The following is a 13,560-nucleotide window of genomic DNA, read 5'->3' as shown; positions in this document are numbered from 1 at the left end:
GCCGTATGCGAGCGACCCTGCGCTGGGCGCACTCCGATCTGCGCGCGCACCGCGGCGAGGCGCTGTTCCTCGTCCTCGCCACCGCGGGCGTCGTCGTCTCCCTGCTGCTGGCCACGGCCCTGTTCGGCTACGCCACCAACCCCTGGCAGCGCGTCTTCACCCAGTCCCGCGGCGCCCACGTGTGGCTGCACACGGCCGAGAGCACCGACGCCGGGAAACTGACCTCGCTGGAGGGCGTCACCTCCGTCGCCGGGCCCTACCCCACCGCCTCCACCACCCTGGCCTCCCGTGGCGCCCGCGCCGCCGTCGAACTGCGCGGCACCCCCGAGCGGCCCGCCGTCGGCCGCCCCCTGCTCACCTCCGGACACTGGCTGGACCCGGCGACCCCCGACGGCGTCGTCCTGGAATCCCGCCTCGCCCACACCCTGCTGGCCGCCCCCGGAGACACCCTCACCCTCCCCGGCACGGCCCGCACCCTGACCGTCCTCGGCGTCGCCGACAGCGCCGAGCCCCGCTACCGTCCCGGCGGACGCCCCGGACTCGTCTGGGCCCTGCCGTCCGCCGTACGCGACCCGTCCGGCCAGGTCACCGGGCTGCGCCTGACCGACCCCGAGGACACCGACTACGCCGTCCAGCGCGCGGTCACCGTGCTCGGCGCCGGCGCGGTCAGCGAGGTCACCACCTGGCAGCAGGCCCGCGCCGAGGAACAGGGCGACAACCGGCTGCTGGGCCAGGTGCTCGGCCTGTTCGGCCTGGGCGCCCTGGTCGCCGCCGGACTCGCGGTGCACGGGGCGATCGGCACCCGGATCCGCGGCCACCTGCGGGACATCTCGATCCTCAAGGCCATCGGCTTCACCCCGGGCCAGGTCGTCCGCGTCTATCTGCTCCAGCATCTGGCCTACGCCCTCCTGGGCGCCGTCTCCGCCGCCGCGCTCACCGAGGCCCTCGGCAACCGGCTCCCGGGGCGCCTCGGCGACGCGGTCGGTGTGTGGCAGGGGCTGCCCGGGCACGCGGTGGCGCTGTTCGCCGTCCCGGCCTGCGTGGTGCTGTTCATCGCCGCGACCACCGGCCTCGCGGCCTGGCGGGCGGGGCGCGTGCCGCCGGTGCCGGTGCCCCGGCCCGCGGCCACGGCGGGCGGCGGCCTGTCGGGCCCGGTCCGGCGGATGCTGGGGGTGCGGCGGATCGTGGGCGTACGGCTGTCCCCCGCGCTGGTGCTGGGCTGGCACACCGCGTTCGCCCGCCGCCCGCGCACCCTGGCCACCGTCGCCCGGCTCGCCCTGCCGCTGCTGCTCATCGTCGTCGCGCTCAGCGCCTGGACCACCATCGACCGCTTCCAGAGCAGACCCGAGCAGATCGGCCTGCCCACCGCGCTCACCGTCCACACGGACGCTGGCATCGGCGCCCGGGACGCCCGCGCGCTGCTGGAGGACGACCCGCGGGTCGCCGCCGTCTACCCGGGCGTCGAGGTCGCCGCGCTCGTCCCGGGCCAGACCGCCACGATCGCGCTGCGCGGTCTGGGCACCCGCGAGGACCCCTACCCGTACGCCCTGGCCGAGGGCCGCGCGGCGAACGGCCGGGACGAGGCGGTCGCCGGACAGGGCCTGCTGAACCTGCTGGACGTACAGGTCGGCGACTGGGTCCGGATGACCGTGGGCGACCAGCCGCAGATCCTCCACATCGTCGGCCGCAGCATCGAACCGGAGAACGCCGGACGCACGATCTCCACGACCCTGGACACCCTCCGCGAGAACGACCCCGCCCTCACCCCGAGCCGCTACGAACTCCGCCTCGCCCCGGGCGCGAACCCCTCCGAGGTCGCGGCCCGGCTGACCGAGGCAGGCCACGGGCACCTGGACGTCCACACGGTGCCCAACCCGGCCGACGGCCTCTCCCCCCTGCGCGGGGTGGTGGTCGGCCTGATCACCGTGCTGGCCCTGATCGGCCTGATCGAACTGCTGACGGCGATCGGCGGCCTGGTCCGCGAGGGCGAACGGGACCTGCTGGCCCTGAAGGCGATCGGCCTCTCCCCCCGCCAGATCACCGGCATCACGGTCATGGCGACGGCCTGCACGACGGTGGCGGCGGTGGCTGCGGGCACGGCCCTGGGCGCGCCGCTGGGCCGCTGGCTCATCGACGCCCAGGGCGAATCGAGCGGCATCGGTGCGGGAATAGCGAACGGCCCGTCGGCCGCCCTCTTGCTGGTCTTCGGTGCGTCGGCCGTGGTCGGCGCGGCAGCCGTCGCCGCGGTTCCGGCAGCGAGGGCGGCCAGGCGAAGACTGACGGACACTCTCAGCGCCGTCGCGTGAGGCGCCCCTAGGGGCGCGGGCCCATGTACGGATTGCCCTGAGGCGGGACGTACGGCGGATGAGCGGGAGGCATCGGCGGAGCCATCGCCGCCGGATGCGCGTCCAGCCGTATCCCGTAGTACCGCTTCAACCGCCCCATCTCCAGCAACGCGATGCCCGTGACCGTCACCGGCGCCCCCAGGATGAAGACGACCCCCATCGTCAGACTCATCCCGTGCAGATCCCCGGTGACGAGATCGGGAATGGCCATCAGCCACGTCGTCACCGTGGCGAGCAGCGGCGGCAGACACCGATGCACCGCCGCCGTCCCGAAGAAGTTCCCGGAGACCCTGAACGCGCCCGCCCCGACGAACCCGGTCATCCACAGCGCCGCCAGACCGAGGGGCAGGATCGCGAGCCCTCCGAGCGACGACGACAGCCGGAACAGCAACACCGTCGCCACCACCGAGCCGATGAACAGCAGCAGCAGCTTCAGCGAGTTCATCAGCGGCCGCCGCACCAGCCGCCAGCTCCCCGCACGCCGCCAGCGGAAGAGCATCACCCCGACCGTGAGCGGCGTGAGCACCAACAGCACCGCCGACGCGGTGAGCGCGTTCTCCAGGATCTCCTCGAAGGCGAACCCACCCTCGACGAAGGTGTAGACGCCCACCGCCGCTACCGCCCCGGCGATGATCCTGACGCGCTTGAGGGTCTCCACGGACGTGTCGAGCGAGGCCGGTATCCACTGCGGATGGAACATCACCCGCGCCACGCGGTGCGGCTTCAGAAAGTCCCGCGCGCTCAGCGCGCCGCCGGTCCAACTCCCGTGCGGATTCGTCAACTTCCACTCCCCCGAGTGATCGTCTTCTTGATCGCCGGGGGAGTCTACGGGAAGGGGGGACCCCCCTGCGTCACCGCCCGCGCAGCTCGCGGTACCTGGCCACCAGCGCCTCGGTGGAGGCATCCAGTCCGGGGACGTCGGCGCCCTCGGTCAGGGCCGGCTCGACGCGCTTGGCGAGGACCTTGCCGAGCTCCACGCCCCACTGGTCGAAGGAGTCGATGTTCCACACGGCGCCCTGCACGAAGACCTTGTGCTCGTACAGCGCGATGAGCTGGCCGAGCACCGACGGGGTCAGCTCACGAGCGAGGATCGTGGTCGTCGGGTGGTTCCCCTTGAACGTCTTGTGGGCGACCAGCTCCTCGGCCACGCCCTCCGCCCGCACCTCCTCCGGCGTCTTGCCGAAGGCCAGCGCCTGCGTCTGGGCGAAGAAGTTCGCCATCAGCAGGTCGTGCTGGGCCTTGAGTTCCTCGCTGAGCTCGGCGACCGGCTCGGCGAAGCCGATGAAGTCCGCCGGGATCAGCTTGGTGCCCTGGTGGATCAACTGGTAGTAGGCGTGCTGCCCGTTGGTCCCCGGCGTGCCCCAGACGACGGGCCCCGTCTGCCACTCCACCGGCAGCCCGTCCCGGCCGACGTACTTGCCGTTGGACTCCATGTCCAGCTGCTGGAGGTACGCCGTGAACTTGGACAGGTAGTGGCTGTACGGCAGCACCGCGTGCGACTGGGCGTCGTGGAAGTTGCCGTACCAGATGCCCAGCAGGCCCAGCAGCAGCGGCACATTGGACTCGGCGGGGGCGCTCTTGAAGTGCTCGTCGACGAGCCGGAAGCCGTCGAGCAGCTCCCGGAAGCGGTCGGGGCCGATGGCGATCATCAGGGAGAGGCCGATCGCCGAGTCGAAGGAGTAACGCCCTCCGACCCAGTCCCAGAACCCGAACATGTTGGCCGTGTCGATGCCGAACTCCGCCACCTTCTCGGTGTTCGTCGACAGCGCCACGAAGTGCTGGGCGACGGCCTCCTGACCGGCGCTCAGCTCACCGAGCAGCCAGTTGCGCGCCGAGGTGGCGTTGGTGATCGTCTCGATGGTGGTGAAGGTCTTGGAGGCGATGATGAACAGCGTCTCCGCCGCGTCCAGGTCGCGGGTGGCCTCGTGCAGGTCGGCGCCGTCGACGTTGGACACGAAGCGGACCGTCAGATCGCGGTCGGTAAAGGCGCGCAGCACCTCGTAGGCCATGGCCGGGCCGAGGTCGGAGCCGCCGATGCCGACGTTGACGACGTTTCTGATCCGCTTGCCGGTGTGGCCGGTCCAGGCCCCGGAGCGGACGCGGTCGGCGAAGTCGCTCATCTTGTCGAGGACGGCGTGCACACCCGGTACGACATTCTCGCCGTCGACCTCGACGACGGCGTCGCGCGGGGCGCGCAGCGCGGTGTGCAGCACCGCGCGGTCCTCGGTGGTGTTGATCTTCTCGCCGCGGAACATGGCGTCGCGCAGGCCGAACACGTCGGTGGCGGCGGCCAGCTCGCGCAGCAGGCGCAGCGTCTCGTCGGTGACGAGGTGCTTGGAGTAGTCGACGTACAGGTCGCCGACCTGGAGCGTGTATCCGGCGCCGCGGCCCGGCTCCGCGGCGAACAGCTCGCGCAGCTCGAGCGTGCCGAGCTCCTCGCGGTGCTTGGCCAGTGCGGTCCACTCGGGCGTCTGGTTGAGCCTGGTACGGCCGTCTTGGTTCATCTCGGACTTCAGCCTTCTTTCGTACCTGTCCCCGCTGTGCCCAACCTAGTTGATCAGCGGGTGACGTGAGCCGTCGTGCTGTCGTCGTGCGGGTCAACAACAAGTACGTCCACCTTGAGCACAGGTATCAGCGCGGTGACGGACAGGACGAAGAACGCGGCCGCGAGCAGCGCCGGGCTGTTCAGCCCCCAGGCGGTGGCGGCGGCCCCGCCGAGCAGCGCGCCCAGCGGCGCCCCGGCGACCCCGAGGGTCCGGAAGGCCGAGCTGACCCGGCCCAGCAACTCGGCGGGAGTGCGCTGCTGCATCAGGGTCGTGGTGTTGACGTTCCACACCATCCCCATGAACCCGAACAGTGCCAGGGCGAGGTCCAGTGCCGCGAGATGTCGCACCGAGCCCATCACCACCAGCGCGGCGATCTGCACGCTCCCGGCGAGCAGCACCGCCCGCACCCGCCCGACCCGGGCGACCAGCGCCCCGCCGGCCAGTCCCCCGGCGAGACTGCCGACCGTGTACGCGGTCATGGCCACCGCGTATCCCGTGGTGCCCGCGTCCAGCCAGCCCGTCACCAGGAGGACGAGAGTGGCGATGAGGGCGCCCATGCCGATGTTGCACAGCGCGGTCGCGGCGCACAGGCCGCGCAGGGCCCGGTCCCGCCACAGGGCGCGCAGGCCTTCGGCGATCTCCCGGCGCAGGCTGCTGCCCGCCGGTCTGGGCGCCCGCTCCGCCGGCGCGGTCCGCAGCGAGGCGACCAGCGCGGCGGCCACCAGGAAGGTGACCGCGTCGGCCGCGAAGGGTGCCGACGCGCCGACTGTGAGCAGCAGCGGCACGGCCGGAGCGCCCAGCAGGCCACCCGCGACGCGCTGCCCCGTCATCAGGCGGGCGTTGGCGCTGCCCAGCTCGGCGCGGCCGACCAGCGAGGGCAGCAGGGCCGTGGAGGCGTTGTCGAAGAGGGTCTGCAGCGTGGTCAGGACGAAGGCCAGCGCGATCAGCAGGGCTATCGACGCCTGGCCGAGCGCGACGGCCACCGCGAAGCCCGCGAGGAGCAGTCCTCGCACGGCGTCCACCATCCACATCGCGCGCCGCTGGTCCACGCGGTCGGCGACGGCTCCGCCCAGCAGTCCGAAGACGAGCCAGGGCAGATAGCCGCAGGCGGTCACCGCGGCGATGAGCAGCGGCTCCTGGGTCAGCGTCGCGGCGAGCAGCGGCAGCGCGGCCGTACGCAGGGCGTCGCCGAAGCTGGAGAGCACGGCGGCGCTCCACAACCGCCCGAACCCGCCGCGCCACGCGGGCGCGGGCACCCGCGCCGCCTCCACCGTCGTCACAGCTCCCCCTCGCGGTCCACCGGTGCACCGTGAGCGATGCACGAAGATCGATGCACAAACCGTAGAGGTCACCACTGACAATCGGCCCGGGCGCGAGGACCGGTGGGCCGTGAAACAGCTCCGGCCAGGCACCGATGGGCGCCTGGCCGGTCCTCAACTTCTAGATCTCGCCCCGCAGTTTGGCGAGCGCCTCGGCGAGGATCGCCTCGCCGTCCGCGTCACTGCGCCGCTCCCGTACGTACGCCAGGTGCGTCTTGTAGGGCTCGGTGCGCGGCGGGTCCGGCGGGTTGTCCCGGTCCTGTCCGGCGGGGAAGCCGCAGCGCGGGCAGTCCCAGGTGTCGGGGACCTGCGCGTCGCTGGCGAAGCTGGGCTGGGTCTCGTGCCCGTTGGAGCACCAGAAGGAGATGCGCAGCCGGGGCGCGGACTCACCGCGCTCGGCCTCACCCATCGGCCCCGCCCCGACCCGGCTTCCTCGGATCGCGTTGCCACTTGCCACGGTCGTAACTCCCTGCGTGATGGTGCCGCGAAGCGAGTCGGCGTGTCGCTTCGTTGCGAGCGCCTCAGTCTACGTAAGGCCCAACGCGCGTCCAGTGATTGGAGTTACAGCCCCCACATCTAGACGCAAGCCCCATGATAGGCCGCGCTCAGCTGCGCGTACCGAACATGGGGCCTTACGTACGGATTGTGCGTGCCGGTCAGTTGTTCACCTTCATCAGAAGGCCGAGCACGACAATGCACGCGAACCAGAGCAGACCGACCACGACGGTGATCCGGTCGAGGTTGCGCTCGGCGACCGAGGAGCCGCCGACGGAGGACTGCATACCGCCACCGAACATGTCGGAGAGGCCGCCGCCCTTGCCCTTGTGCATCAGCACCAGCAGCATCAGCAGCCCGCTGAAGACGATCAGGGCGATCGAGAACCCCATAACCACGGCTGGACCAACTTCCTCGGATCTGGATGGACGACAGGGGCACAGTCTCGAGGACTGTGCCCCCGCAAGGGTACGACGGATCCCGCCTACCAGGAACTCACTGGTCGCGGAAGCGCACGATCTTGACGAACTCGTCGGCGTCGAGCGACGCGCCGCCCACGAGGGCCCCGTCGATGTCCGCCTGCGCCATGATCTCGGCGACGTTGCCCGACTTCACGGAGCCGCCGTACTGGATGCGGACCTTGTCGGCCAGCTCCTGCGAGTACAGCTCGGCGATCTTGCCACGGATCGCGGCGCAGACCTCCTGGGCGTCCTCGGCGCCGCAGACCTTGCCGGTGCCGATGGCCCAGACGGGCTCGTAGGCGATCACGACGGACTCGGCCTGCTCGGCCGGCAGGTCCTTCAGACCGCCCTCGACCTGGGCGAGGGTGTGGGAGACGTGGTTGCCCGCCTCGCGGACCTCCAGCTCCTCGCCCACGCACAGGATCGGGGTCAGGCCGTGCTTGTAGGCGGCCTTGACCTTGGCGTTGACGAGCTCGTCGGTCTCGTTGTGGTACTGGCGGCGCTCGGAGTGGCCGATCGCCACGTACGTGCACTTCAGCTTGGCCAGCATCGGACCGGAGATCTCGCCGGTGTAGGCGCCGGAGTCCTGCGCCGAGATGTCCTGGGCGCCGTACTTGATCTTCAGCTTGTCGCCGTCGACCAGGGTCTGCACGGAGCGCAGGTCGGTGAAGGGCGGCAGGACGGCGACCTCGACGGCCTCGTAGTCCTTGTCCGCGAGGGCGAAGGCGAGCTTCTGGACGTGGGCGATGGCCTCGAGGTGGTTGAGGTTCATCTTCCAGTTGCCCGCCATCAGCGGCGTACGGGTGGTCATTGAGGGTCAGTCCTCCAGTGCGGCGAGGCCGGGGAGCGTCTTGCCCTCGAGGTATTCGAGGGAGGCGCCGCCGCCGGTCGAGATGTGGCCGAATGCGGTCTCGTCGAAGCCCAGGATGCGCACGGCGGCCGCGGAGTCGCCGCCGCCGACGACCGTGAAGGCCGGGGAGTCGAGGAGTGCCTGGGCGACCGCCTTGGTGCCCTCGGCGTAGTCGGGGTGCTCGAAGACGCCCATGGGGCCGTTCCAGAAGACGGTGGCCGCGTCGGCGAGCTTCGAGGCGTACAGCTTGCGGGTCTCCGGACCGATGTCCAGGCCCTCCTGGTCGGCCGGGATGGCGTCCGCGGCGACGGTCGTGGGGTTGGTCGGGGCCTTGGCCTTCAGGTCCGGGAACTCCGTCGAGACCAGGACGTCGACGGGGAGGACCAGCTCGACGCCGTTCTTCTCCGCGCGCTCCAGGTACTCGGTGACGGCCGGGACCTGGTCCTCCTGGAGGAGGGAGATGCCGACCTCGTGGCCCTTGGCCTTGAGGAAGGTGTAGGCCATGCCGCCGCCGATGAGGATGCGGTCGGCCTTGCCGAGCAGTTGGTCGATGACGGCGAGCTTGTCGGAGACCTTGGCGCCGCCGAGGGCGACGACGTAGGGGCGCTTGACGTCCTCGGTGAGCTTCTTCAGGACGCCGACCTCGGTGGCGATGAGGTAGCCGGCGTAGTGCGGCAGCCTGGCCGGGAGGTCGTACACGGACGCGTGCTTGCGGTGCACGGCGCCGAAGCCGTCGCCGACGTAGACGTCCGCGAGGCCGGCGAGCCGGTCGGCGAAGGCGGCGCGCTCGGCGTCGTCCTTGGCCGTCTCGCCCGCGTTGAAGCGCAGGTTCTCGACGACCGCGACCTGGCCGTCGGCGAGGGCGGAGACCACGGCCTCGGCGGACTCGCCGACCGTGTCGGTCGCGAAGGCCACGTCGGCGCCGAGGAGTTCACCGAGCCGGGCGGCGGCGGGCGCCAGCGAGAAGGCGGGGTCCGGGGCGCCCTTGGGGCGGCCCAGGTGGGAGGCCACGACCACGCGGGCGCCCGCCTCGGCGAGGGCCTTGACGGTGGGCAGGACGGCGCGGATCCGGCCGTCGTCGGTGATCGTGGTGCCGTCCAGCGGCACGTTGAGGTCGGCGCGGACGAAGACCCGCTTGCCGGTGACACCTTGGGCGAGGAGTTCGTCGATCGTCTTCATTGAGAGGGCTCCCGAGAAGTATGCGTGATGCTCGTGATCCTAAAAGGGCCGGTCCGTACGTGAGTCAGGGCCCGGGCGGCGCGTCCCTGCGCCGCCCGAGCCCTGCTCTCACATCGAGTGACTGCTCCGAAGGATCAGAGCTGGTTGCCGACGAAGACCGTCAGGTCGACGAGGCGGTTGGAGTAGCCCCACTCGTTGTCGTACCAGCCGAGGATCTTCACCGAGGTGCCCTCCTGGACCATGGTCAGGGAGGCGTCGAAGGTGCAGGACGACGGGTCGCTGACGATGTCCGAGGAGACGATCTCGTCCTCGGTGTAGGTCAGGTAGCCCTGGAGCTCGCCCTCGGCGGCCTTCTTGAACGCGGCGTTGACCTCGTCCTTGGTGACCTCGCGCGAGAGCTCCACGACCAGGTCGGTGGCCGAGCCGGTCGGGACCGGGACGCGCATGGCCATGCCGTCCAGCTTGCCCTTGAGCTGCGGCAGCACCAGGGCGGTGGCCTTGGCGGCACCGGTGGTGGTGGGGATGATGTTCTCGGCGGCGGCACGGGCGCGGCGCAGGTCCTTGTGCGGGAAGTCCAGGATGCGCTGGTCGTTCGTGTACGCGTGCACCGTCGTCATCAGGCCCTTGACGATGCCGAAGTTCTCGTCGAGAACCTTGGCCATCGGCGCCACACAGTTGGTGGTGCAGGAGGCGTTGGAGATGACGTGGTGGTTCGCGGGGTCGTACTTGTCCTGGTTGACGCCCATCACGATGGTGATGTCCTCGTCCTTGGCCGGAGCCGAGATGAGGACCTTCTTGGCGCCGCCGGCGATGTGCTTCTCGGCGTCGGCCTTCTTCGTGAAGATGCCCGTCGACTCGATGACGATGTCGACGCCCAGCTCGCCCCACGGGATGTCGGCGGGGTTGCGCTCGGACAGGACCTTGATGGTGTGACCGTCGACCGTGATCGTGTCGGCGGTGTGGGTGACCTCCTGCTTGAGGCGACCCAGAATCGTGTCGTACTTCAGCAGGTGAGCGGTGGTCGCGGTGTCACCCAGGTCGTTGACAGCCACGATCTCGATGTCAGCACCCTGCTCCAGCAGCGCGCGGAAGTAGTTGCGACCGATACGACCGAAGCCGTTGATGCCTACGCGGATCGTCACGAACCGATCTCCTCGTTGGTACGCCGGCCATGCGGTGCCGGCGAGCTGTATTTGGGATGTCCCCGACCGCCTACGACCCTACCTCCCTGAGGCCCCCGCGGTGACATCGAGATGCCCCATACACGGGCAGGCGGTCCGTACCCGTCAGTAGGGGTACGGACCGCCCCTTTGTCCTATCTCCCTGTCATCCTTCGATCACCCGGAGTCCTCCGGCGTCTCAGTCGGAGTCGAGAGAGGTCAGGGCCTTGCCGACGATGGCCGCACGGTCGGCCGGGGCGACGACGTGCTCCAGGCCGAAGCCCAGCAGCACGGTGTCGTCGGTGGTGATCGCGCCGTAGGTCTGGAAGAGCTGACCCGTGCGCGACCAGTCCTTGACCACGGCGGGGCTGCCCGCGGGCGGGCCGGGGGTGGTCCAGGCGCCGAGCGACGCCTCGAAGCCCTCGGTCTCCGCCGCGCTGCCGCCGATCACGACGGAGGCGTTGTCGACCAGGACGCCGCGGCCGCCGGAGCCGGGGTCGGTGATGTAGCCGAGCGAGACCTCGACGGTCCGGCCCGCGTAGGCGGACAGGTCGAACGAGACCTCCTGCCAGCCGGCCGACGCCCCGGTGAAGCTGTTCCAGGCCCCGCTGGTGCCGGTCGCGGTGCAGGCACCGCCGTCTAGCGTCAGATACCGCTTCAGCGCGGGGTGGGCCGCGACGAAGTACCCGGCCGAGCACTCCTCGGGCACCGCGGTGCTGGTCGCGCCGCCCTTCTCGGGCAGCGTGGTCCAGTCGTCACCGCCCGCCGTCCGGGCCTCCAGCACCGCGTGGTCGTAGCCCGGCTCGGTGCTCCACAGCATCCGGGTGCGCAGCGTGGGCGCCTGCGCGGCGGTCACCGAGGTGAGGTCGATGGTGCGGGTCAGGCGGTTCCAGGCGTAGTCGCTGTGTGTCACGGCCGCCATGTAGCCGCCCTCGTACGGCCCGTACGGGTTGACGGTGCCCGGGTAGCGGCCCGCTCCGGCGCCGGCGAACTGCGGGAACTTGTCCGCGGGCAGCGTCTCGGAGGTCACGCTGTAGGACCCGGCCGCGTTCAGCGGGTTGCCCGGCGCCCCGGCCAGCGCGCCCTTGGCGCCCGCGAGATCGCCGGCGCCCTCGAAGGCGGTCGCCCCGGGTAGTGACGTACGGGTGTAGGCGCCGAGGTAGTACTGGCTGAAGTCGTTGGAGAGGGTGCCGCCGCCCAGGTCGACGCTGCCGCCCGCCTGCTCGCCCGCCTCGATCAGCCGGCCGCCCTCGTTGAGGTAGGCGCGCAGCTGGAGCTGGGTGGCGTTGCCGGGAACGCCGGCGCCCGTGTAGTGGACGACGGTGTCGAAGTGGCCCAGCACACCGAGCGCGTGGGGCGCGCCCTGCGTGGCGACGTCCCAGACGGCCGCGCGATGCCCGTTGGCCTTGAGCGCGTCGACGTAGGTCTGCGCCTGGGTCGCCGCCGCGCCCTCCTCGGCGACGACGAGGACGTCCGCGCGCGGGCGTTCGGCCACGGTGTAGGTGAAGTGCTCGCTGGAGACGGCCTTTCCGCTCCTGGTCTCGCCGGTGAACCACACCTCGACCTGGTCACCGACATCGCCGTCGGCGACCTTGGCGCGGTACTCGTCGAAGTAGAGGTTGTCCTCACCGCCGTAGGTCTCGCCGCCCTTCCAGGGGCGTAGCGCCATGTCGTGCGTACGGCCGCCGTTGACGCGGTACTTGAGCTCCTTGTCGCGTACGGCCTTGCGGGCGACGACGGAGACCTCCTGGTCGGCGCCGCGGGAGTACGAGGTGGTGAAGGGCGCCGGCGTGAAGTCGGCCGCCTTCAGGCCGACCGCGGACTTCGGCTGGTCCGGACGGGCGGCGGACTCGGCGACGGAGAGCGCGAAGGGGACGTTCTTGACGAACTCCTGCTGGATCAGCTTCTCGTCGTCCGGGAAGTTGAAGATCGACTGGCAGTCGCCGGGGAGCCAGGCGTCGTTCGGGTCGACGTTCGAGGCGGTCTGGCAGGTCGACATCTCGGGAGTGAACATCGCCAGGCCGTTGACGTTGGAGGCGTGGCCGTCCGCCTCGCCGTTGGTGGTGTACAGCTCCGAGGAGACCTGCGGGTGGTAGCCCGGGATCGCGGAGTTGTCCGGGGTGCCGGCGAGCGCCTCGTACATGACGTCGTCCGGGGTGTCGGTGGCCACCTGCCAGCCGACGCCGTAGAGGAGGAGTTCGGCGGCGGAGTGGTAGTTGATGCCGAGGTCGAAGCCGATGCGCTTCTGGAAGGCGTCGATCGCCTTGGTCTCCGGCTCCGAGCCGGGGGCGTCACCGCGGTAGGTCTGGCTGGTGGGGTTGGGGGACGAACCCTCGTCGTCGTAGCCCCACTTGTAGGAGAAGTTGCGGTTGAGGTCGACGCCGTCGCCGGTGCTGATGACACCGTCGCCGTTGACGTCCTTCAGGTTCTTGCGCCACAGCCGCTCGTCGGTGCCCTGGAAGCTGTAGTCGTAGCCGTCGGGGTTGGCCGAGATCACGAACCACAGCTCGGTGGTGTCGACGATCTTCTTGATCCGCCGGTCCGTCCGGTAGTTGTCCAGGTAGTGGTGCATCAGCCGGCGGGTCATCTCCGGGGTGATCCACTCACGCGCGTGCTGGTTGGACATGTACAGCACGGAGGGCTTGGTGCCGTCCTTGGACTTGTCGGCGTTCTTGGTGAGCTTCAGCGCCAGGATGTCCTGGCCGTTCACGGTCTTGCCGATGGAGACGACCTTGGTGAGGCCGGGGTTCTCCTGGCCGGTCCGCAGGATCTCCTCCTTCAGGCCACCGCTGCCGCTGTACGGCCGGTAGACGCCGTCCGCGGCCGCCTCGACCCGCTGTTCGGCCTTGGCCGACAGGGTGTGCTCGGTGAGCTCGACGCCCTGCTTCTCCAGCTTGTCCGCCTGCTTGTCGGTGAGGTAGACCTCGATCGTGGCGGTGCCCTTCTCGGGCGCCTGCTCACTGAGTTCGTGGCCGTCCTGGCCGGCGGCCAGCAGCAGGGGAATCTGCTTCTTGGTCACTTCGGCCCGGAAGACCTTGACCTCGTCGGAGTCCGTCTCGGAACTGCCGTTCTGTGCCTGGGCGATGGGTGCGATGCTCGCTCCGCCGATCAGGAGCGCGCCGACAGCGAGGATCGATCTCGCTCTGTGTCTCATGAACCCCCCTAGCGTGGGTTCGCCACGTCAGCGAACAGATGCCAGGCTCAT

10 protein-coding genes are annotated in these 13,560 nt (G+C 70.5%); 1 reads left to right on the top strand and 9 read right to left on the bottom strand.

The window, feature by feature from the left end:
• The first annotated feature begins 5 nt into the window (after positions 1 to 5).
• Positions 6 to 2,306, top strand: a complete 2,301-nt coding sequence (locus ACWDRW_RS19770) for an FtsX-like permease family protein (RefSeq protein WP_451724820.1) — start codon at positions 6 to 8, stop codon at positions 2,304 to 2,306.
• Between the two features lie 7 nt (positions 2,307 to 2,313).
• On the opposite strand, the gene ACWDRW_RS19765 is transcribed toward ACWDRW_RS19770, so the two are convergent.
• From ACWDRW_RS19765 to ACWDRW_RS19725, 9 genes are all read right to left on the bottom strand, one after another.
• Positions 2,314 to 3,126, bottom strand: coding sequence for a hypothetical protein (locus ACWDRW_RS19765; RefSeq protein ID WP_451724819.1), 813 nt, complete (start codon positions 3,124 to 3,126; stop codon positions 2,314 to 2,316).
• A 70-nt stretch (positions 3,127 to 3,196) separates the two neighbouring features.
• On the bottom strand, positions 3,197 to 4,849 hold the full coding sequence (pgi, locus tag ACWDRW_RS19760; protein ID WP_451724817.1) for a glucose-6-phosphate isomerase: 1,653 nt from the start codon (positions 4,847 to 4,849) through the stop codon (positions 3,197 to 3,199).
• Between the two features lie 53 nt (positions 4,850 to 4,902).
• Positions 4,903 to 6,171: an MFS transporter gene (locus tag ACWDRW_RS19755; RefSeq protein WP_451724815.1), complete on the bottom strand. Its 1,269-nt coding sequence runs from the start codon at positions 6,169 to 6,171 to the stop codon at positions 4,903 to 4,905.
• Between the two features lie 160 nt (positions 6,172 to 6,331).
• Positions 6,332 to 6,667 carry an RNA polymerase-binding protein RbpA gene (locus ACWDRW_RS19750; protein ID WP_003957010.1) on the bottom strand — a complete coding sequence of 112 codons (336 nt, stop codon included), beginning with the start codon at positions 6,665 to 6,667 and terminating at the stop codon, positions 6,332 to 6,334.
• Positions 6,668 to 6,866: 199 nt separating this feature from the next.
• Positions 6,867 to 7,097, bottom strand: coding sequence for a preprotein translocase subunit SecG (gene secG / locus ACWDRW_RS19745; protein WP_015661252.1), 231 nt, complete (start codon positions 7,095 to 7,097; stop codon positions 6,867 to 6,869).
• A gap of 103 nt (positions 7,098 to 7,200) precedes the next feature.
• Entirely contained in the window at positions 7,201 to 7,977 is a 777-nt protein-coding gene (gene tpiA, locus ACWDRW_RS19740; protein ID WP_451724813.1) for a triose-phosphate isomerase, read from the bottom strand.
• A gap of 6 nt (positions 7,978 to 7,983) precedes the next feature.
• Positions 7,984 to 9,195 carry a phosphoglycerate kinase gene (locus ACWDRW_RS19735; protein WP_451724812.1) on the bottom strand — a complete coding sequence of 404 codons (1,212 nt, stop codon included), beginning with the start codon at positions 9,193 to 9,195 and terminating at the stop codon, positions 7,984 to 7,986.
• A gap of 134 nt (positions 9,196 to 9,329) precedes the next feature.
• Entirely contained in the window at positions 9,330 to 10,337 is a 1,008-nt protein-coding gene (gap, locus tag ACWDRW_RS19730) for a type I glyceraldehyde-3-phosphate dehydrogenase (RefSeq protein ID WP_451724810.1), read from the bottom strand.
• A 217-nt stretch (positions 10,338 to 10,554) separates the two neighbouring features.
• The gene (locus tag ACWDRW_RS19725; protein WP_451724807.1) at positions 10,555 to 13,509 is read right to left on the bottom strand and encodes a M14 family zinc carboxypeptidase; all 2,955 of its coding nucleotides are present in this window, start codon (positions 13,507 to 13,509) and stop codon (positions 10,555 to 10,557) included.
• Positions 13,510 to 13,560 lie beyond the last annotated feature (51 nt).

Source organism: Streptomyces sp. NPDC003635 (genome assembly GCF_053587635.1).
Note: the sequence above shows the minus strand (reverse complement) of the source record. Positions and strands in the feature narration are given on the sequence as shown.